The 20,611-nt window shown below is 66.2% G+C and carries 19 protein-coding genes; 9 read left to right on the top strand and 10 right to left on the bottom strand.

The window, feature by feature from the left end:
- Window positions 1-2 precede the first annotated feature (2 nt).
- The gene (locus D4Q52_RS17100) at window positions 3-1,457 is read right to left on the bottom strand and encodes a sensor domain-containing diguanylate cyclase (RefSeq protein ID WP_425328491.1); all 1,455 of its coding nucleotides are present in this window, start codon (window positions 1,455-1,457) and stop codon (window positions 3-5) included.
- A gap of 217 nt (window positions 1,458-1,674) precedes the next feature.
- Here D4Q52_RS17100 and D4Q52_RS17095 point away from each other — a divergent pair, with 217 nt between their 5' ends.
- Window positions 1,675-1,938 (top strand): DUF7662 domain-containing protein, encoded by a 264-nt coding sequence (locus tag D4Q52_RS17095; RefSeq protein WP_119857774.1) that lies wholly within the window; start codon window positions 1,675-1,677, stop codon window positions 1,936-1,938.
- Window positions 1,939-2,229: 291 nt separating this feature from the next.
- On the opposite strand, the gene D4Q52_RS17090 is transcribed toward D4Q52_RS17095, so the two are convergent.
- Entirely contained in the window at window positions 2,230-3,912 is a 1,683-nt protein-coding gene (locus tag D4Q52_RS17090) for an outer membrane beta-barrel protein (protein ID WP_425328490.1), read from the bottom strand.
- 242 nt (window positions 3,913-4,154) lie between these two features.
- Here D4Q52_RS17090 and D4Q52_RS17085 point away from each other — a divergent pair, with 242 nt between their 5' ends.
- On the top strand, window positions 4,155-5,168 hold the full coding sequence (locus tag D4Q52_RS17085) for a KpsF/GutQ family sugar-phosphate isomerase (protein WP_119857772.1): 1,014 nt from the start codon (window positions 4,155-4,157) through the stop codon (window positions 5,166-5,168).
- Window positions 5,169-5,359: 191 nt separating this feature from the next.
- On the opposite strand, the gene D4Q52_RS17080 is transcribed toward D4Q52_RS17085, so the two are convergent.
- The 6 genes from D4Q52_RS17080 to D4Q52_RS17050 form a co-directional block, all read right to left on the bottom strand.
- Window positions 5,360-5,821, bottom strand: a complete 462-nt coding sequence (locus tag D4Q52_RS17080; RefSeq protein WP_119857771.1) for an NfeD family protein — start codon at window positions 5,819-5,821, stop codon at window positions 5,360-5,362.
- Window positions 5,822-6,129: 308 nt separating this feature from the next.
- On the bottom strand, window positions 6,130-7,116 hold the full coding sequence (locus D4Q52_RS17070) for an SPFH domain-containing protein (protein ID WP_119857797.1): 987 nt from the start codon (window positions 7,114-7,116) through the stop codon (window positions 6,130-6,132).
- Between the two features lie 401 nt (window positions 7,117-7,517).
- The gene (gene hemH / locus D4Q52_RS17065) at window positions 7,518-8,555 is read right to left on the bottom strand and encodes a ferrochelatase (RefSeq protein WP_119857769.1); all 1,038 of its coding nucleotides are present in this window, start codon (window positions 8,553-8,555) and stop codon (window positions 7,518-7,520) included.
- A 167-nt stretch (window positions 8,556-8,722) separates the two neighbouring features.
- On the bottom strand, window positions 8,723-9,868 hold the full coding sequence (locus D4Q52_RS17060; RefSeq protein WP_119857768.1) for a nickel/cobalt transporter: 1,146 nt from the start codon (window positions 9,866-9,868) through the stop codon (window positions 8,723-8,725).
- A 197-nt stretch (window positions 9,869-10,065) separates the two neighbouring features.
- Complete coding sequence (locus tag D4Q52_RS17055; protein WP_119857767.1) at window positions 10,066-10,698, bottom strand: DUF1007 family protein; 633 nt, start codon at window positions 10,696-10,698, stop codon at window positions 10,066-10,068.
- A gap of 144 nt (window positions 10,699-10,842) precedes the next feature.
- Window positions 10,843-12,933 carry a M3 family metallopeptidase gene (locus tag D4Q52_RS17050; protein ID WP_119857766.1) on the bottom strand — a complete coding sequence of 697 codons (2,091 nt, stop codon included), beginning with the start codon at window positions 12,931-12,933 and terminating at the stop codon, window positions 10,843-10,845.
- A 216-nt stretch (window positions 12,934-13,149) separates the two neighbouring features.
- Between D4Q52_RS17050 and D4Q52_RS17045 the strand changes: the two genes are divergently transcribed.
- From D4Q52_RS17045 to D4Q52_RS17010, 7 genes are all read left to right on the top strand, one after another.
- Window positions 13,150-13,404, top strand: a complete 255-nt coding sequence (locus D4Q52_RS17045; protein WP_119857765.1) for a hypothetical protein — start codon at window positions 13,150-13,152, stop codon at window positions 13,402-13,404.
- Between the two features lie 766 nt (window positions 13,405-14,170).
- On the top strand, window positions 14,171-15,313 hold the full coding sequence (locus D4Q52_RS17035; protein ID WP_119857764.1) for a type III PLP-dependent enzyme: 1,143 nt from the start codon (window positions 14,171-14,173) through the stop codon (window positions 15,311-15,313).
- 202 nt (window positions 15,314-15,515) lie between these two features.
- On the top strand, window positions 15,516-16,106 hold the full coding sequence (locus D4Q52_RS17030) for a GNAT family N-acetyltransferase (RefSeq protein ID WP_119857763.1): 591 nt from the start codon (window positions 15,516-15,518) through the stop codon (window positions 16,104-16,106).
- A gap of 10 nt (window positions 16,107-16,116) precedes the next feature.
- On the top strand, window positions 16,117-16,284 hold the full coding sequence (locus D4Q52_RS26540; RefSeq protein ID WP_182915346.1) for a hypothetical protein: 168 nt from the start codon (window positions 16,117-16,119) through the stop codon (window positions 16,282-16,284).
- A 233-nt stretch (window positions 16,285-16,517) separates the two neighbouring features.
- Window positions 16,518-16,904 (top strand): RidA family protein, encoded by a 387-nt coding sequence (locus D4Q52_RS17020; protein WP_119857762.1) that lies wholly within the window; start codon window positions 16,518-16,520, stop codon window positions 16,902-16,904.
- Between the two features lie 262 nt (window positions 16,905-17,166).
- Complete coding sequence (gene rnk / locus D4Q52_RS17015) at window positions 17,167-17,571, top strand: nucleoside diphosphate kinase regulator (RefSeq protein WP_119857761.1); 405 nt, start codon at window positions 17,167-17,169, stop codon at window positions 17,569-17,571.
- A gap of 105 nt (window positions 17,572-17,676) precedes the next feature.
- Window positions 17,677-19,107 carry a homospermidine synthase gene (locus D4Q52_RS17010; protein ID WP_119857760.1) on the top strand — a complete coding sequence of 477 codons (1,431 nt, stop codon included), beginning with the start codon at window positions 17,677-17,679 and terminating at the stop codon, window positions 19,105-19,107.
- A 329-nt stretch (window positions 19,108-19,436) separates the two neighbouring features.
- On the opposite strand, the gene D4Q52_RS17005 is transcribed toward D4Q52_RS17010, so the two are convergent.
- Window positions 19,437-19,775 (bottom strand): hypothetical protein, encoded by a 339-nt coding sequence (locus D4Q52_RS17005; protein ID WP_119857759.1) that lies wholly within the window; start codon window positions 19,773-19,775, stop codon window positions 19,437-19,439.
- Between the two features lie 104 nt (window positions 19,776-19,879).
- Window positions 19,880-20,602 (bottom strand): MgtC/SapB family protein, encoded by a 723-nt coding sequence (locus D4Q52_RS17000; RefSeq protein ID WP_119857758.1) that lies wholly within the window; start codon window positions 20,600-20,602, stop codon window positions 19,880-19,882.
- Between the last annotated feature and the right edge of the window lie 9 nt (window positions 20,603-20,611).

Here is a 20,611-nt window from a genome sequence, read left to right as displayed (position 1 = left end):
GTTCAGGCGACCAGATTAAGGTCGGCGCGGCTGGCCGCGACCACGCAGCGGTTGCGGCCGAGGTCCTTGGCGGCATACAGCGCTTTGTCAGCGGCCTCGAACAGCACCGACCAATGTTGTGACGGTGCCGGGGTCATGCTGGCGACGCCGATACTGACGGTCACGCCGGCCTGCCCTTCCGACCACAGCTCGACCTTGCGGCGGATCGTTTCGGCGACGCCCTGCGACTGCGTTGCATTCATGCCCGGCAGCAGCACGGCGAATTCTTCGCCGCCGAATCGGGCGGCGCAGTCGGCGGCACGTGCCGCCGAGTCGGCGATGCACAGCGCGATGCCGACCAACACCTGATCACCGGCCTGATGGCCGAAATTGTCGTTGAACGATTTGAAGTGATCGGCGTCGATGATCAGCAGCGAGATCGGCGTTGCCGAACGTACCGCGCGGCGCCATTCGCGATCCATCACCAGATCGAATTTGCGGCGGTTGGTCAGCCCGGTCAGCCCGTCGGTGGTCGCCAGCTCTTCCAGCCGGCGCTCGGCGTCGGCACGGCGGTCGATCTCGCGGATGAAGAATACCGTGAAGCCGGCAACGATGACGGCGAGCACCAGCAGAATGGCGCCGATCCGCAGCGCCTCCTGTCGCCACATCACGAAGACGTCGTCCCACGACCGGCCGACCAGCACGATCAGCGGCCGACTGCTGTCGGCCCAGACGTACATCCGGCCGATCTTGTCGATCTTGCCGTGACCGCTGAACCAGCCGCGGCGCTGGCCGAGCAGCTTGTCGATGCCGATATTGGTCATCACGTTGGTGCCGAGCAGCCCGGGATCGAACGGCGTTCGCATCATCAGCGTGCCGTCGCGTGCCACCACCGCGATGACGTCCTGCGGGGCGAGATGCAGGCGGTTGAACAGGTCCTTGAAATAGCTGAAGCGGATCGAGCCGGCGACGACGCCGGCCAAACTGCCGTCGGGTGCCGAGACGCGCCGGCTCAGCACCACCGAATAGGTGCCGCGATGCTGCATCGGCCGGCTGATATACAGGCCAAGATCGGGCTGCTCGACATGGACGCGGAAGAATTCCTCGCCGGCGCGATCGACGCTCTGCGGCGTCAGCGTCGCCGAGTCCAGCCACAGCCTGCCGGTCGGATCGAACACCTGCATCGGGCCGAAATGCTTCGCCGACACCGAGTGATCGAACAGGATCAGATTGCGGATCTTGGCGTCGACCTGCGCCAGTTCGGGCAGAGCGAGACTGCTGACGACCGCTCGCAGCGACAGGTCGTACAGTTCGATGTTGCGGTTGATGTCGGCGCCGATCGTCGAGGCGAGATTTTCCTGCGTCTGGCGCGCCAGTTCCTGGGCACTGCGGCGCATCTCCAGCATGATGCTGCCGCAGACGCCGGAAAAGCCCAACACCGTGACGATCGACGAAATGATCAGGAGCCGGGCCGACATCCGCCGGCCTCGCCGCATTTCCTGCCTGATCCGTTCGAAGAGCCCGCCGCTGCTGTCCATGGCGGACGCTAGCCACGCAAAACTTGCGGAGCGTTTAAGTTGCGACCATGACAGGGGCGGCGGTTAACGGCGCATTTCACCGATACGCGCCGAGCTCGACCGACAACTGACCGGCCCTGTACTTTCCTGCATCGGGCGCGAACGAGGACCTGCAGACGTGAGCAAATTCGATCCGCTGCGCGATCACCTGAAGCGGCAGACCGCGACCGAGCTGGTGCTGAGCATCGACGAGATCGAACAGATGCTCGGCTTCGACCTGCCGCGCGCGTCGCAGCGCGCCTCGTGGTGGGATTCGACCCGTGCGCCGGAAGAAAAAATGCCGCAGCGCGAAGCCTGCCTCGACGCCGGCTATGTGGCCACACGCCTACCCGACGGCAGCGGCGTGCGGTTCCGCAGGATCAAGGCGCGACGGCCGTATTGAGGAGGGCACACTGTGCCTCCCCCCTTCCCCTTGCGGGGAGGGGTTGGGGGTGGGGGGTCCCCGGGCACTGAGTGCGCGTCGCCCTAACCCCAGCCCTCTCCCGCAAGCGGGAGAGGGAGCGTGCTGTGCAGCGGGAGAGGCTTCCTCCATGCCCCAAGCATGGCATTCCGGGGCACGCAGCGCAGCTGCGTGAACCCGGAATCCAGAAGTTTGGACCACTGTTCTTTGCAACAAGCTCGAGATTCCGGGTTCGCAAGCGGGAGAGGGAGCGCGCGGGGCGCGGGGAGAGGCTTAGTTCTGCAACCTGACGCCGAGCATCACCACCGTGGCGTTGTAGCTGCCGCCGACCACATTGGAGTCGAGTTGGTCGCGGCGCAGGGTGCCTTTGACCCAGAGTTGGCGGCTCATCTTGTAGACCAGGTTGCCTTCGACCGAGGTGAAGCGGTCGTTGCGGCCGGAGCCCTGGTAGTCGTAGGTCGCATAGGTGAACTTGCCGATCGCGGTCAGCCAGCGGCGGAAGTCGTGGTCGACCTGGGCCGTGTAGGTGCGGGTGAGCACGCCGGAGACGCCGGCGAGCGGAGATTCATCGATTGAGGTGTCGGCAGTGAGCCGAAACCTGCTCAGCGGCGTCACCGTCCAGATCAGCGACGCGCTGGTGAGCAGGCCGTCGAGCGGAAGCAGCCGCGGATCGGTGTAGGTGCGCGACGCCCAGCCGATCGAGGCCTCACCGGTCAGCAGCCGGCTCAGCTCGAAGCTGGTGCCGCCCTTGAAGTAACCGCCCGTGCTGTCGCGCCGATAGCCGTAGCGGTCGACCGGCGTCTCGTATTGGCGCTCGCTGTACTGACCCTCGACGAACGGCTTGAGCCACGGCAACACTTCGTAGCTGACACGGCCGGTGCCGGCATATTGGTTGAAGTTACGGTCGGTGTTCGGCTCGGTGTTGCCGTCGGTGAACACCGACTGTTGAAAGGTGCGACGATCGACGCCGCCGATCGCCGTGACCTGCAACCGGTTGAAGGTCTGATCGACGCCGCCCGACACGCCGACCTGGGTGTAGACCGGGAATTTCTGTAGACCCGCCACGTTGTTCGGGCTGCCGGGATTGTCGGTGCCGACGATCACACGGCCCTGACCGAGCAGCCTGGTGTCGCGGCTGACATCGAGCCGACCGTCGATATGGCCGTCGAAATCGGGGCGGTCCAGCACCCGCGGCGCCGAGGTGACCCCGCTGGTCGGATTGTTGAACTCGTGGCCGTAGCCGGTGAACGAACCGCGCAGATCGGCGACAAGCGCGTGCCGGTCCCAGTCCGAGCTCACCATCAGCTCGGGCGACACCTTGTAGAAGCCGGACGCCTGCGGCGTGGCAATGCGGCCCGGATTGGTATCGTAGCCGCCGTTCAGCTCGAGCGCGCCCTTGATCAGGAAGCTGCCGGCGTAGTCGCCGACCGGGCCGAACGGATCGTCGTCGACCTTGAGCCGGCGGCGTAGCGGCTGGCCGGGCAGCGTGCCCCGGAAGGCGGCGGCGACCGGCTGCTTGGCGGCGGCCTGTGAGGGCGGCAGCGGCCGGGCGGGCGGCGGCACAGGCGTCACCACCGGCGAGCCGGGGCCGATCGATCTCGGCCGCGGTGCACCGGGCAGAATCTTGGGCTGCTGGCGCTTGCGGCCGAGCGCGTCATAGCCGGTGCCGCCGGCGCCGAGGCTCGGGCGCTGCAGCCCGAATTCAGGCGCGGCGCCCGGCCGGGCCCGCGCGTTGCGCGTTCCGCGCATGTCGTCGGTATCGAACGGATCGGCCTGCCCCGGCCGTGCCGGCTGCGCGAGGCGCTGCAGCGGACGATCCTGGGCTGGGACGAAAGCGCCCGGCTCTGCCCTGAACAGGTCGCGGGTCAGGCTCTGCGCCTGCGCCGGGCCGATCGGCACCAGCAGCGCGCACGCGGCAGCGGCCAGCAGCCATGCTGCTGGCCGGGAAGAGCGCAATGCTGACGCCGCCGTCACGACCTAAAAACCTCAACAAATTCAATTTCATACGCGGACGAGCCAGCGGAGCGGCGCTGATCATCGTTAATGGAGTTAAAACGTTTATGGTTAAGGAGGGGTTGAGAAACGGTCCTAACGAGCGGTTGAGAACCTTTCCGGTTCGTGCCCGGGCGCGTCGCTTCCCGTACCGTGGCATGCTAGGAAGAGGTCCGGCCGCTTCGGCTCATGCTTCGGGAATTTGCATGGCTCTTTCCAAACCCCGCACCACGAAATCCGCGATGACCGCTCCTGCCCTTGCCGCCATTCCCTCGGCCCTGCGCACGCTGGAGTCGGAAGCCGATGGCGTCACGGCGCTTGCCGCGGCGCTGCGCGGCGAGCTCGGCGCCGCCTTCGTGGCCGCCGTGGAGATGGTGCAGTCAGGCAAGGGCCGGCTGATCATCACCGGCCTCGGTAAGTCCGGCCATATCGGCCGCAAGATCGCTGCGACCTTCGCGTCGACCGGCACGCCGGCGTTCTTCGTCCACGCCTCGGAAGCCAGCCATGGCGACCTCGGCATGATCACCGCCGACGATATCATCCTGGCAATGTCGTGGTCCGGCGAGCAGCCGGAAATGAAGAACCTGATCAGCTACGCCAAGCGCTTCAAAATCGCGCTGATCGCGATGACGTCGGACCCGGGCTCGACGCTGGCGCAGGCCGCCGACATCGCGCTGACGCTGCCGAAGGCGCGCGAGGCCTGCCCGCACAATCTGGCGCCGACCACCTCGTCGCTGATGATGCTGGCGCTCGGCGACGCGATCGCGATCGCGCTGCTCGAGAGCCGCGGCTTCACCTCGACCGATTTCAGCGTGCTGCATCCGGGCGGCAAGCTCGGCGCGATGCTGAAATACGCCCGCGACCTGATGCACACCGGCGACGCCGTGCCGCTGAAGCCGCTCGGCACCAAGATGTCGGACGCGCTGGTCGAGATGTCCGCCAAGGGCTTTGGCTGCGTCGGCATCGTCGATGGCAGCGGCGCGATCGCCGGCATCGTCACCGACGGCGACCTGCGCCGCCACATGCGCCCGGACCTGATGACCGCCACCGTCGACGAGGTGATGACCAAGCGCCCGAAGACGATCAGCCCGAACCTTTTGGCCGGCGAGACGCTCGAGCTGCTGAACTCCTCGAAGATCACCGCGCTGCTGGTGACCGAAGGCAAAAAGCCGGTCGGCATCGTGCACCTGCACGATTTGCTGCGGGCCGGGGTGGCGTAAGGCCCACGCCCGTCGGCTCGGCATCTCCCCGCATTCTGCGCCGTCATCCTGAGGCGCTCGCCCGTGAGGCGAGCCTCGAAGGATGCGGACGCGCGCGCCGGCGCATGATCCTTGTGGCCCATCCTTCGAGGCCGCCGCTGCGCGGCGGCGCCTCAGGATGACGCCGGGCGTGAGGCAAAGGACGAAGTCGGCTACACCGCCGCCACGATCAAATTCACCCCGTCCGCCTGCACGATCTTCACGCGGCTTCCCGCCGGGACATCCGGGCCGGTGACGCGCCAGAAGGTGTCGTCGATCCGCACCGAGCCGACGCCGCCGACGATCGGCCTTTCCAAAGTGAATTCGCGGCCGACCAGCGCGTCGGTGCGGCGGTTGAGAAACGGGTTGGTGGCGGTGGATTCCGCCTCGCCGCCGCGCGCCACCCGACGCCACAGCGGCACGGCCGCGACGGCCAGCACGGCGAATAGCAGGAATTGCGCCTGCCACGACAGCGCGGCCACCGCCGCGAACGCAAACGTCGCCAGCCCGGTCAGCAGCGCGGCGAGGCCGAGCCAGAACAGGAAGATCCCCGGCGCCAGCAGCTCCAGCGCCATCAGGATGAAGCCGACGATCAGCCAATTCCAGGCACCGAGCGAGATGAAAAGGTCAGTCATGATCGCACCTTGCAGAGGCGCTCAGTGTAGCCCGTCATTGCGAGCGAAGCGAAGCAATCCAGGGCCGTGTACGGGGCTCCTGGATTGCTTCGTCGCTGCGCTCCTCGCAATGACGGGGAGAGGTGGTTGGCCTTGCTCGAACTTTGCGTGTCACGCTTGCCTCTCCCCGTCATGGCCGGGCTTGTCCCGGCCATCCACGCCTTTTCTGCGTTGTCGTCAGTAAGGCGTGGATGCCCGGCACAAGGCCGGGCATGACGGGTGGAGAGGTGGTGCCTCATTGCGATAGGTCGGTGCGGTCCCGCCAGCGCTCACGACGCCTTCGTCGGCCCGGCCGGCGGCACGGAGCCGCTGCGGCGGGCGGCGGCTTGGGCGGAGGCGGCGCTTTCGCCGAACGTCGCCTTGGCAATTTCGCCGATGCCGGCGAGTGAGCCCAACATGCTCATCGCCTCGACCGGCAGCATGATCACCTTCTGGTTTGGCGACTCGGCGAGCTGGCCGAACGCTTTGATGTATTTGTCGGCAATGAAGTAGTTCAGCGCCGCGACGTCGCCTTTGGAGATCGCCTCGCTGACCATCTGGGTGGCGCGCGCTTCGGCCTCGGCGCTTCGTTCGCGCGCCTCGGCGTCGCGGAACGCGGCCTCGCGCCGGCCTTCGGCCTGCAGGATCTGGCCCTGCTTGGCACCCTCGGCACGGAGGATCTCCGACTGCCGCGCGCCTTCGGCCTGCAGGATGTCGGCGCGCTTGACGCGCTCGGCCTTCATCTGCCGGCCCATCGCTTCGACCAGATCGGCCGGCGGCACGATGTCCTTGATCTCGATGCGGTTGACCTTGACGCCCCATGGCGACACCGCGGCGTCGACAACGCGCAGCAGCCGCTCGTTGATCTCGTCGCGATGCGACAGCACCTGGTCGAGATCCATCGAGCCCATCACCGAGCGGATGTTGGTCATCGTCAGCACGATGATCCCCTGCTCCAGATTGGCCACCTCGTAGCTCGCCTTGGCGGCGTCGAACACCTGGAAGAACGCGACGCCGTCCGCGGTGACGCTGGCATTATCCTTGGTGATGACTTCCTGCTGCGGAATCTCGAGCACCTGCTCCATCACGTTCATCTTGCGGCCGACGCGATCGAAATACGGGATGATCAGATTGAGGCCCGGGGCCAGCGTGCGGGTGAACTTGCCGAACCGCTCGATCGTCCAGTTGTAGCCCTGCGGCACCGTCTTGACGCCGGCGAACAGCGTCAGGATCACCAGCAGCACGATCAGGATGGCGAAGATGTCGAAGCCGGACAGATTATACATTTGGCGTCTCCTGGGGGCCGCCCGCGCGCGCAAGCCGGCGCGGCGACGGCAATGCGCTCGCCCGCGCGGCGAAACTCGGTGATGGGTCGTCGGTCAGGAGTGTAAGGTTAGCGCGCCGCGAAAGCGAGCGGCGATCCTGCGGCGATTGCGGCAGCTGGAGCATGACATCAGATCGATCGAAATGTCCTCAAGCACAGAGTCGTCATCCTGAGGTGCGCGCGTAGTGCGCCTCGAAGGATGCGGCCAAGGTGCCCTGCGGCTCATCCTTCGAGGCCCGCAGGGCCGCGCTGAGCGCGGCCCTGCGGGCACCTCAGGATGACGGCACCGTGTGGAAATGCAGTTTGAATCCATCGAGGAGGATCGGCTCTGTCAGCAGCCGCTACAGCGGGCCGCTACAACCAGCCTTGCAGCTCGCGCACCACGAGCTGATGAATGACGTCGATGCCGTCGTCGCTGTCGTTGAGGCAGGGGATGGCGGAGAATTCCTCGCCGCCATTGTGCATGAAGATCTCGGCGTTCTCTTGCGCGATTTCTTCCAGCGTCTCGAGGCAGTCGGCGGCGAAGCCCGGCATCACCACCGCGAGCTTGCGGACGCCGTCCTTGGCGAGCTTCTCGATGGTCTTGTCGGTGTAGGGCTGCAGCCACTGATCGAAGCCGAAGCGGGACTGGAAGGTCAACAGCAACTTCTTGTCGTCGAGCCCCATCCGTTCGCGCAGCGCCTCGACGGTGGCGACGCATTGCGACTGATACGGATCGCCCTTCTCGATATAGGCCTGCGGCATGCCGTGGAACGACGCCACGATCAGCTCGGGCTCGAACGGCAGCGTGGCGAGGTGCTTGTTGATCGAGTTCGCCAGCGCGTCGATATAGGCGACGTCGCGAAAATACGGCGGCGTCACCCGCAGCGTCGGCTGCGCGCGGAGCTCACGCAGCACGCGGAACGCCTGGTCGCACACTGTGGCCGAGGTGGCGGCGGAATATTGCGGATATAGCGGCACCACCAGGAGGCGCGAGCAGCCCTGGCGCACCAGCGCCTCGATACGGTCGCGCATCGACGGATTGCCGTAGCGCATCGCCCAATCCACCACCAGATGGCTGCGGCCGGCCAGCGAAGCGCCGAGCTTCTCGGCCTGTGCGCGGGTGATGGTCTTGAGCGGGGATTCGTTTTTGTCGGTGTTCCAGATCTTCTGGTAGTCCTTGGCCTTGCGGGCCGGACGGGTGTTCAAAATGATGCCGTTGAGCGCCAGCTTCCAGAAGATGCCCTGGTTCTCGATCACCCGCGGGTCCGACAGGAACTCGCGCAGATAGACCCGCACGCCCTTGGTGTCGCAGGTGTCGGGGGTGCCGAGATTGACCAGCAGCACGCCGACGCGCTCGGGCGCGGGGGCCGGAACGGGCGCGGGGCCGTGGAGGGGTACAATCACCGTCATGATGCTGGTTGGCTTCGCGCTTTGGCCTATCGTTGTCAAGACGACGCGGTGACTGCGGGATCTGCGGTCAACGCGGTCGCACGACTCGGTAGTTGGGGTTCGATCGCCGATTCACAACGGGTGCGGCGCCGCGTCTCCGGGACATCCCCGAAGTTACGACCGGCTGGTTAAAGACAGGTCACGCGTTCGGCCGCCACATAGCCCAGGAGAAGCCCGATGCCGAACAGCAGCACCAGTCCGGCGGCGCCGAATTCGATGCCGCGCATCACCAGCGCGCCGCCGCCGGCCTGACCGGCCGACAGCCGCTTGGCCAGGCCCTTGGCCGAAACCGCGATGCTGGCGATGGCCGCCACCGTGATGAAGGTGCCGAGCCCCATCATGAAGGTGGCGGCGACGCCGGCCCAGAACAGCCCCTGAGCAAGCGCGAACACCAGGACCAGGATTGCACCCGAACACGGCCGAATGCCGACCGTCAGCACCGCCCCGAGCCCACGCCGCCAGCCGCCGGGACCGGCGAGTTCCGCCGGCTCCGGACCGTGCGAATGGCCGCAATGGTCGCAGGCTTCACCAGCAGCGTGATGGTGATCATGATCCTGGTGAGCGTGGCCGTGGTCATGACTGGGATGATGGTCGTGACCGTGGTGATGGTCGTGGCCGGCATGGGCCTGCAAGGCATGGCTGTGGTCGTGACCGTGATGATGATCATGGTCATGATGCGCGTGCTCGTGGCCGTGCCCCGCATGTGCCGGCGCCGGGGCGAGCGCGAGGCCGGGGCGGCGGGTCGCACTCAGCGCGCGGAAGAAGCCGCCGCCCTTGCTCCATACCAGCCGCGCGCCGAACGCCGCGATCAGGCCATAGCTGGCGATCTCGATGACGCGCTCGGCGCTGCACATTGTCTTCGCCGTGGCGTTGAGCAGCCAGGCGCAGACGCCGACGATCAGCACCGCGACCAGCGCCTGCAGCATCGCCGACACGAACGACAGCACGATGCCGCGCCGCGCGGTTTCCTCATTGGCGATCATGTAGGACGAAATCACCGCCTTGCCGTGGCCAGGGCCGGCGGCGTGGAAGATGCCGTAGGCGAACGAGATGCCGAGCAGCGTCCACACCGCGCTGCCGTCCGCCTTGGCGGCACGGATCGTCGCCGACATCTGCTTGTAGAACGCCGACTGCTGCGCCAGCAGCCAGCCGATCACCCCACCCGCCTGCGGCTCAGGCGCCGATTTCGGGGCGCCGAACGGATTCTGCGCCAAGGCGGCGTGCAGGGAGGCGTCGGCGAACAGGCTAGCGGCGAGCAGGGCGACGCAGAGCATGACTAAGGCGCGAGGCGACCACCCCTCCGCGTCATTGCGAGGAGCACCCGGATCGGCGCTTCGCGCCGTCCGAGTACAGGCTCCGCGACGAAGCAATCCAGCGCCGTGCGCGGGGCTTCTGGATTGCTTCGCTGCGCTCGCAATGACGGGGCTGGCTCGGTGCTGACCATCCGACGTGATGACGCGTCTCGGCTCCGTCACGGGCACTTCACCTCGACCTTGTTGGCGAACATCGCGCCGTAGTTCGAGTTGTCGCCGTTCATGAAGTTGTCCTCGCTCATCCGCTGCGCGGTCGCGGTGCCGTCATTGGGGCGCTCGAATTTCAGCGCGCAGCCGGCCGGCGCGCCGGCGAGCTTGATCGGGTCCTTCTCGGCGAAGGTGAAGTCGATGAAGTAGCTCGGATCGAACACTTCGACGGCGAGCTCGGGGCTCTTCACCGGCGCCTTCAGCGGCAGGAAGAAGTGCAGCGTCAGCACGCCGTCCTTGTGGGACAGATAGTAATCGACCGGCTCGCCGAATTTCTGCTTCTTGCCAGCCACCTTGGCGAAGGTGAAATAGGCGAACTCCTTCAGCGATTCGACATTGGTCTGCGCCAGCGGCGCCAGTTCCTCGCGGGTGAACACGCCCTTCTGTTTGGTCTCGATGCCCTGCAACGCGTAGGTCGAGAACATGTCGTCGAACGCCCAGGCGTGGCGGACACCGGTGAACGAGCCGTCCTGTGCGTAGACCAGTTCGCTGGTGGCGGTGATCCAGACGTGGGGATGGGCGTGGGCGGCTGTGAGGCCGAGACCAACGGTGACGATAAGCCCCATCACCACGCGTTTCGTCATTGCGAGGAGCACCCGGATCAGCGCTGCGCGCTGTCCGGGCACAGGCTCCGCGACGAAGCAATCCAGCCCAGTGCACGGAGCTGGATTGCTTCGCTTCGCTCGCAATGACGGCGTGGAGAACTGACCGGACAACACAGCCATCACCTACGCAGCCTCCGGCGTGTCGAGCAGGCCGCGGCGGCGCAGCAGGGCGTCGGGCTCGGGGGCGCGGCCGCGGAAGGCGATGTAGGCTTCCTCGGGATCGCGCGAGCCGCCGGAGGCGTAGATGTCGTCGCGCAGCCGCTTGGCGACGGCGGAATCGAAGATGTTGCCGGCCTCTTCGAAGGCGCCGAACGCGTCGGCATCCATCACCTCGCTCCACATGTAGCTGTAGTAGCCGGAGGCGTAGTGATCGCCGGAGAAGATGTGGCCGAACTGGGTCGGCCGGTGGCGCAGCGCGATCTCCTCGGGCATGCCGATCTTGGCGAGTTCGCGCTGCTCGAATTCCTTCACATCGCCGACACTCGCGGCCGGCTGGGTGTGGAATTCGAGGTCGAGCAGCGCCGACGACACGAACTCCACGGTGGCAAAGCCCTGGTTGAATTTTCGCGCGGCGATGAAGCGCTTCAGGAGATCGTCGGGCAGCGGCTCGCCGGTCTGATAGTGACGGGCAAACTGCTGCAGCACCTGCGGCTGCTCCTGCCAGTGCTCATAGAGCTGCGACGGCAGCTCGACGAAGTCGGTGAATACGGATGTGCCCGACAGCGACGGATAGGTGACGTCGCTCAGCATGCCGTGCAGGCCGTGGCCGAATTCATGGAACAGCGTGCGGGCATCGTCGGGCGACAGCAGCGACGGCTCGCCCTCCGAGCCCTTGGCGAAGTTGCAGACGTTGATGATCAGCGGCGCGACATTGCCGTCGAGCTTCTGCTGGTCGCGCAGCGAGGTCATCCAGGCGCCGGAGCGCTTCGACGGACGGGCATAGTAATCGCCATAGAACAGCCCGCGATGGCCGCCGTCTGCATCCTTGACCTCCCAGACGCGGACGTCAGGGTGCCACACCGGCACGTCCTTGCGCTCTTCGAAGGTGACGCCGAACAGCCGCGTGGCGGTGTCGAACGACGCGGCGATCATGTTGTCGAGCGACAGATACGGCTTGATCGCGGCGTCGTCGAAATTGGCGCGGCGCTGGCGCAGCTTCTCGGCGTAATAGCGCCAGTCCCACGGCGCCAGCTTGAAGTTGCCGCCCTCTTCGGTGACCAATTCCTGCAGCGCGTCGCGGTCGGCGAGCGCGCGGGCCCGTGCCGGCTTCCAGACGCGCTCGAGCAGGCCGCGCACGGCTTCCGGCGTCTTGGCCATCGAATCGGCGAGCCGATAGGCCGCGAAGGTCGGATAGCCGAGCAGCTTGGCGCTCTCTTCGCGCAGGCTCAAGATCTCGCCGATCAGCGCGTTGTTGTCGTTGGCGTTGCCGTTGTCGCCGCGGGCGATGAAGGCGCGGTACACCTTCTCGCGCAAGTCGCGGCGGCTCGACATCTTCAGGAACGGCTCGACCGAGGAACGCGACAGCGTGATCACCGCCTTGCCGGGCAGGCCGCGCTCCTCCGCGGCCGCCTTGGCGGCGGCGACGAAGCTCTCCGGCAGGCCTTCGGTGTCCCCTTCGCCGAGCTCCATGAACCACTCCTGCTCGTCGCCAAGCAGATGGTGGCTGAAGCTGGTGCCGAGCTGCGCCAGGCGCTCGTTGATCTCGGCCATCCGCGCCTTAGCGGCGTCATCGAGGCCGGCGCCGGAGCGGTGGAAGCGGGTATAGGTGCGCTCCAGCAGCCGCTGCTGCTCGGGCGTCAGGTTCAGCTCATTGCGCTTGTCGCGCAGCGCCGCGATGCGGCCGAACAGCACCGCGTTCATCATGATCGGATTCCAGTGCCGCGCCATCCGCAGCGACACGTCCTTGTCGATCTCGAGCAGCGCCGGATTGGAGTGCGCCGACACCAGGTCGTAGAACACCGCCGCGACCTTGTTCAGCAGCTTCCCGGAGCGCTCCAGCGCCGTGATGGTGTTGTCAAAATCCGGCTCGGACGGATCGTGGGTGATGGCCGCAATCTCGGCCGCATGGTCCGCAAAGGCCTGCTCAAACGCTGGCAGGAAATGCTCCGGCGCGATGGCGGTGAACGGCGGGGTTTCGAATGGCGTGGTCCAGGCATCGAGCAGCGGATTGTCCGCGCGCGGGGCTGCGGCAATCGGTCCGGAGCTTTCAGACATCAAGGAATCCTGCGTTGGCGTCGCGACTTGCGAACATATAGCACCCGGTAGGGCTTTTTTGCGCCATCGGGCCCGGCTGGCGCGCGATTATTCATCGCAGGCCGCCATGCCCAAGTCGCCGCCCAAGTGCTGACACTTTAGGGGATCATCGGCTTGCGCTTGCCGCGGCGGCCATTTTCGGAGAGATTGCGCGCCGCCCCAGAGGATTTGAGACCAATGAGCAAGACCTCCGCCCCAACCGCCCGCCAGATCGCCTGGCCGAGCGTCGTCACCGTCATCAGCGCCGCGATCCTGATCGGCGCCGAAGTGTTCGGCGCTGCTTTCGCCGGCGGCTGGGCGCTGGCGATCCTGTTCGGGCTCGATGACATGTCGACCCACATCCTGCAGGCGGTGCTGTTCGTCCTCGGCGTCGTGGTGATGGCCGCGTTCATCCGCAACGCGCAGCGCATCGAGCCATTCTTCAAGCGCTGAGCGAGAACTCCGCGCATGCGCGGGCCGCAGCGATTAACTTCATCTTCATCTCTGGCGACCGCGCCATTATATCACCTGGTACGCGCCAGTTAGTCCCGCAGCACAGCTATTTCTGCGATTGTGACGGTCCGAGCGCCGCCCCTCCGATCGTCACCACTTGTTAGTCAGTTTGAACAGACGTTCATGTTGGCGCGTCTTCCGCGTGGCTCATTAGCAACGCTACGCGGCGACGTTGGAAAAATCCGTCGCGCGACCCAAAAAATCCTTGCGAACGCGGACTGAAACACCTATCTCCCGTCTTGCCCAATTTCGCACGTGCCTGTGGTCGTGTGTCGATCGGTAGGTATCCGGACAAGAGGCCGGACAGCCGCCAAGGGATGAAGAAGCCGAGGGTCGTTCGATCGTCAGATCAAAGCGGCCAGCATCTCTCTCAAGGGATGCCGTTGAAGGTGACTTCTTCTCTTGCAACCGTGATCGGCAGCCGGAGGCGAACCGGCGCACCCCGCTCTCAACGGGGGACGCGACTTAAAGCAACGACGGAGCGGGCTTTTTTGGTCTCTGCTGGCTTTCCATCAGCCAGCGCGAATACCGAAGAGGCTTGTCCTTCATTGCCAGGCGAGCGGGCGGGAGCACTCCCAACCAATCGACGGCAGATCTGTCTTCCCGAGCTGACCGCTCGTCGCGCCTCCATCGCGTGACGGCGTCGCAGTCGTCGGGCCGACGTCACTGTTGAACGCGTCCGTCGCTGGGCGTTTGGGAGAGTGCCATGACCGAACGTATTCGGGAATTTCTGCGCGACCGTCGCACCCAGGGTCTCGATCTCGAGCCGTGCCTGGTCGTCGACCTCGACGTCGTGCGCGACAACTTCACCAGCTTCGCCAAGGCGCTGCCGGACAGCCGCGTGTTCTATGCCGTGAAGGCCAACCCGGCGCCGGAAGTGCTGTCGCTGCTGGCCTCGCTCGGCTCGTGCTTCGACTGCGCCTCGGTGCAGGAGATCCAGATGGCGATGGCGGCTGGCGCGACTCCCGACCGCATCTCGTTCGGCAACACCATCAAGAAGGAGCGCGACATCGCGCGCGCCTTCGAGCTCGGCATTCGCCTGTTCTCGGTCGACTGTGTCGCCGAGGTGGAGAAGATCGCGCGCTCGGCCCCCGGGTCGAAGGTGTTCTGCCGTATCCTGTACGATTGCGCCGGCGCCGAGTGGCCGCTGTCGCGCAAGTTCGGCTGCGATCCGGAGATGGCGGTGGACGTGCTCGACACCGCCAAGCGTCTGGGCCTGGAAGCCTATGGAATCTCGTTCCATGTCGGCTCCCAGCAGCGCAAGGTGAAGGCGTGGGACCGTGCGCTGGCGATGGCCGCGACCGTGTTCCGCGACTGCGCCGAGCGCGGCATCACGCTGTCGATGGTCAACATGGGTGGTGGCTTCCCGACCAAGTATCTGAAGGAAGTCCCGCCGGTGGTGCAGTACGGCCGCTCGATCTTCCGGGCGCTGCGTAAGCACTTCGGCAACCAGATCCCGGAGACCATCATCGAGCCGGGCCGCGGCATGGTCGGCAATGCCGGCGTGATCGAGACCGAAGTCGTTCTGATCTCGAAGAAGAGCGACGACGAGGAGGTCCGCTGGGTCTATCTCGACATCGGCAAGTTCGGCGGTCTCGCCGAGACGATGGACGAGTCGATCCGCTACGCCATCAAGTCGCGCCACGACGGCGCCGAGATGACGCCCTGTGTGCTCGCCGGCCCGACCTGCGATTCGGCCGACGTGATGTACGAGAAGATGCCGTACCCGCTGCCGGTGACGCTCGAGATCGGCGACAAGCTGCTGATCGAAGGCACCGGTGCGTATACGTCGACTTACTCGTCGGTGGCCTTCAACGGCTTCCCGCCGCTGCGGACCTACCACATCTAACGGTCCACTCCTCCGCGCCGCGGAGGCCGGATAGCAGGGTGAGGCAGCGACTCGCGTCGCCCTCACCCCGGCCCTCTCCCGCGCGCGGGAGAGGGAGCAGAACCATTGAGGCCGGCTTTGCCGGCCTCTCCCCGTCACATCGCTATCTGCTGACAACATGCTGCCGGCGCGGTTCGCCGGACAGCGTGGGGATCGACGTGCCATGACCAACGTTCTCGCCACCAACCTGACTGCCTTGAACGTCGCAGCTGTTCCGTTCGCGATCCGTGCGGAAAAGAGCTCCGACATTGCTGCGCGTGAGCGCCTGCTCGATGCGTGCTTCGGCGAAGGCCGACATGCGCGCACCTGCCAGCGTTTGCGTGATGGACGCGCGCCCGCCGAAGGCCTGGCCTTTTCGGCGGTCCGTCAAGGTCGGCTGGTCGGCACCGTTCGGCTCTGGCATGTCGACGCAGGGGGCCGGGCCGCACTCGTGCTCGGCCCCCTCGCCGTCGATTCGTCGTGCCGCGAGTTCGGCCTCGGCGGCGCGCTGATGCGTGCGGCACTGGCCGAAGCGGCGGCGCGCGGCCACGGCGCGGTGATCCTGCTCGGCGACGCGCCTTACTACGCGCGGTTCGGCTTCACCGCCGACAAGATGGCCGATCTGGCGCTGCCCGGCCCGTTCGAGCGCGACCGCCTGCTCGGCCTCGAACTGCGCGACGGTGCGCTGGACGGCGCCGCCGGCCTGATCGTCGCCACCGGCGCTGCCGCCAAGCCGGCGCGCGCCGACCGGCCGCGTCTTCGCCGCGCCGCGTAAGGAGGGGATCGTGCGTCTTTTCCGCTTCCCCCGCCCGACCCACCGCGTCTTCGCCAATCGCGACCCGGCCAAACGCCCCCGCGTCACTGCGCTGGTGCTCACCGTGTTCGTCGTGAAAATCGCCGTCGACGCATTGCGCCGCCGAAAGAACCGCGGCGCCGAGACGACGGCCGCGTAGTTCGCATTCACGAGCGACCCTGCAGGCCGCAGCACTTAGCCCCGAACCGCAGCGCGCTCCCTCTCCCGCTTGCGGGAGAGGGCTGGGGTGAGGGCGACGCGCACTCAGTGCCTGGGGACCCCCACCCCCGACCCCTCCCCGCAAGGGGGAGGGGAGCAGAGGGCACCAGCCTTGATTTACCGACCCGGACGCGGCATTGGCTGCGCGTCCTTTCTCAATTCCAGGATCTACCCATGCCTCGTCGCCTGATTTCCACCGGATCGCCGTTCGAGAAGACCGCGGGCTACAGCCGCGCCGTGGTCGATGGTGATTTTGTCTTCGTCTCCGGGACGACCGGCTACGACTACGCCACCATGACGCTGCCCGAGGACGTCACGGCGCAGACCCGCAACTGCTTCAAGACGATCGGCGCGGCGCTCAAAGAGGCCGGCTTTGCGATGGAAGATATCGTGCGCGCCACCTACTACATCACCGATCCGAAGGACGCCGATGCGGTGTTCGCGGTGTGCGGCGAGAATCTCGCCGAGATTCGCCCGGCGGCGACGATCGTGGCGGTCGCCGGCCTGTACAAGCCCGAAATGAAGATCGAGATCGAAGTCACCGCCAAGCGCCGTAGCTAAGTTCTAACAAACGCTCGACAATCGGCTTCCCGTTGACTTTGCGGCGGGGAGCCCCCAGTTTCAGACCCATGACGAACTTGCCCCGCAACCGTTTGACGCTGCGCGCTGGTCGCCTTCAAGCAGGAAGGTGACCCGGACGCGCGTGTGCGCGATCCGGGCAACTGCACTTTCGTCGACCTTTCCCTTTTCGTCCCATCGTCCTGACACCACCCGAGATGCCGGCGTATTTTTTTGCGCCCGGCATGACAGGAGCCGTTAAACCATGATCCAGTCTCTCGCTCATCGGCGCCCGCCGATCACGCTGCGCAGCACCGACGCCGAACGTCTCAGCCACCTCGCCGACGCCGCCGCCGAGCGCCATCCGGTGACCGCGGAGTTTCTCGCCGTCGAGGTCGAGCGCGCCAAGGTGGCGCCGGACGAGGCACCGCTGCCGGGCGTGGTCTGCATGGAATCCGAGCTGAGCTTCCGCGACAATTCGACCGGCAAGGAAAAGCGCGTCACCCTGGTGTATCCGCCGGAGGCTGACGTCGAGGCTGGCCGCATTTCGGTATTGACCCCGATCGGAGCGGCGCTTATCGGCCTCTCCGTCGGCCAGTCGATCGCGTTCGAGACCCCGTCGGGCGAGCAGCGCTCCCTGACCGTGCTCAGCGTGTCCGAACCGAGGTGACATCCGCTTTTCACGCCCCCGTCGTATTCCCTACCCCGAACTGACCGCCGATCGCGGCGGTGTCCCACCCTGTTTCCTCACCCCTTTTTCCGGAGTTCACACCTGATGTCGCCCACCTCGAAGATCCACGCCAAGATCACCGGCCCCATCGTGATGATCGGCTTCGGCTCGATCGGCAAAGGCACCCTGCCGTTGATCGAACGGCACTTCGAGTACGACAAGTCGCGCTTCGTGATCATCGATCCGCACGAGGATGGTGAACTTGCCAAGCAGCACGGCGTGCGCTTCATCAAGCAGGGCGTCACCAAGGAGAACTACCGCGAACTGCTGATCCCGCTGCTGACCGAAGGCGGCGGCCAGGGCTTCTGCGTCAACCTGTCGGTCGACACCTCGTCGGTCGACATCATGACGATGTGCCGTGAGATCGGCGCGCTTTACATCGACACCGTGGTCGAGCCGTGGATCGGCTTCTACTTCGACAAGAGCGCCGGCCCGGAGAAGCGCACTAACTACGCGCTGCGCGAGACGCTGCTGGCCGCCAAGGCGAAGCAGCCGGGCGGCACCACCGCGGTCTCCACCTGCGGCGCCAATCCCGGCATGGTGTCGTGGTTCGTCAAGCAGGCGCTGGTCGACATCGCGCGCGATACCGGCACCGAATTCAACGAGCCGAAGAGCCGTGAAGGCTGGGCGCAACTCGCCCAGAAGCTCGGCGTCAAGGGCGTGCACATCGCCGAGCGCGACACCCAGCGCGCCAAGACGCCGAAGCCGATGAACGTGTTCGTCAACACCTGGTCGGTCGAAGGCTTCGTCTCTGAAGGCCTGCAGCCGGCCGAACTCGGCTGGGGCACCCACGAGACCTGGATGCCGGATAACGGCCGCACCCACAGCGAAGGCTGCGGCGCGGCGATCTATCTGCTGCAGCCGGGCGCCAACACCCGCGTGCGCAGCTGGTGCCCGACGCCGGGCGCGCAATACGGTTTCCTGGTCACCCACAACGAGTCGATCTCGATCGCCGACTACTTCACGGTGCGCGACGGCCAGAACGTGGTGTATCGCCCGACCTGCCACTACGCGTATCACCCGGCCAACGACGCGGTGCTGTCGCTGCACGAAATGTTCGGCGCCACCGGCAAGATGCAGCCGAAGTGGCACATCCTTGACGAAAACGAGATCGTCGACGGCATCGACGAACTCGGCGTGCTGGTCTACGGCCACGCCAAGAACGCCTACTGGTACGGCTCGCAGCTCTCGATCGACGAGACCCGCGACGTCTGCCCGTATCAGAACGCCACCGGCATGCAGGTGTCGTCGGCGGTGCTGGCCGGCATGGTGTGGGCGCTGGAAAATCCGGAAGCCGGCATCGTCGAAGCCGACGAGATGGACTACAAGCGCTGCCTCGAAGTGCAGATGCCGTATCTCGGCCCGGTTAAAGGCTACTACACGGATTGGACCCCGCTGACCGACCGCCCCGGCCTGTTCCCGGAAGACATCGACACGTCGGACCCGTGGCAGTTCCGCAACGTGCTGGTGCGCTGAGGCGCCACCCCGACCGCTACGCGCTCCCTCTCCCGCTTGCGGGAGAGGGCTGGGGTGAGGGCGACGCAAGCGCAGTGCCTGTTTGAAGACGGAGCGCACCCAGTGCCTGGGGACCCCCACTCCCGACCCCTCCCTGCAAGGGGGAGGGGAGCGCGCCGTGCCTGAAGATCGTCACACCGCTCTCCTGGCCCCACACACCGTCATTCCGGGGCGCGCAGCGAAGCTGCGTGGAATCCAGATGTTGTGAGCACCATCTCGCGAGGCAAAAAAACGGGCCCGCGATGGCGAGCCCGGTGAGGTGATGATCGGTAGTTTCTTCGTGACGGTTGTTATTTCGGCTTGATCGGATCGCCGACCTTCTCCGGCGGCGCGGGTGGCAGCGCCGGTTTGGCACCGGACTGCACGGCGTCGGCGTCCGGGCGCGCGGGTTGCGGCGGAATGTCGTGGGGTCGGGCGTCCGACTTGGTATCCGACGACGGCGCGGCCGGCTTGCTCTCGGCGCCGGGCGTCGATTGCGGCGGCTGAGGTGTCGCCTGGGCGAACTGCAGGCGGCCGCTGTTGTCGACCTGCGTCAGCGCGACGCCTGACACGCCGATGCCGGCGACGATCAGGAACCCGGCCAGCAGCAGATCCCGTCGCAAACCGCTCTGTTTTTCGAACTTGGTCATGGCCCTCATCCCTTGCACGGGATGACAACCGGCGCGCCGGACCATCGTTCCGGGTTCCATCGCCGCACATGCGGCCGATGCGTCGAAATCAGTTACAAAGTGAATCAATCTTTAGTACTGGTTTCCCAGCTGGCGTGATCGACGCCCGGGCGGCGCTCGAGATCGGCGATGACGATATCGAGTTCGTCGGGCTCGACCGCGGTTGAGACCAGCGTAGCGACGATTTCGACCTTGTCCCCGGCATGTTCCAGCGTCTCGACTTCGACGTCGGCGACCGGATAGTTGGCCTGCTCGAGGCGCTCCTCGAGATGGTCGCGGAGCTTGTCGGCCGCGGCGCTGCCGGCGGTGAGCCGCACCGAATAGGTCGCCTCCGACGTGCGCTCGTCGAACGGGATGCGGTTGATGGCATTGACCAGCGGGCGCAGCAGCGTGTTGCCGGCAATCACGAACACCGTCACCGCGACCGCCTGCGCGGCCATATCGGCGCCGGCGCAGGCGCCGACCGCGGCCGAACTCCACAACGTCGCGGCGGTGTTGAGGCCGCGGACGTTCATGCCCTCTTTCATGATGACGCCGGCGCCGAGGAAGCCGATGCCCGACACCACATAGGCGATCACCCGAACCGCGCCGTCAGCGCCGGCGAGATGCATCGCCAGATCGACGAAGGCGGCGGCGCCGACCGCGACCAGCACGTTGGTGCGCAGCCCGGCGGCGCGTGTGCGATACTGCCGCTCGGCGCCGATCAGCATGCCGAGCACGAAGGCGACGGCGAGGCTGAACAGCGTGTCGAAGAAATCGGTGGTCTGGAAGGTCGCGAGAAAGCGCATGAGACTTGC

The sequence above is a fragment of the Rhodopseudomonas palustris genome (genome assembly GCF_003591005.1).
GTDB classification, from domain to species: Bacteria; Pseudomonadota; Alphaproteobacteria; order Rhizobiales; family Xanthobacteraceae; genus Rhodopseudomonas; species Rhodopseudomonas palustris_K.
Note: the sequence above shows the minus strand (reverse complement) of the source record. Positions and strands in the feature narration are given on the sequence as shown.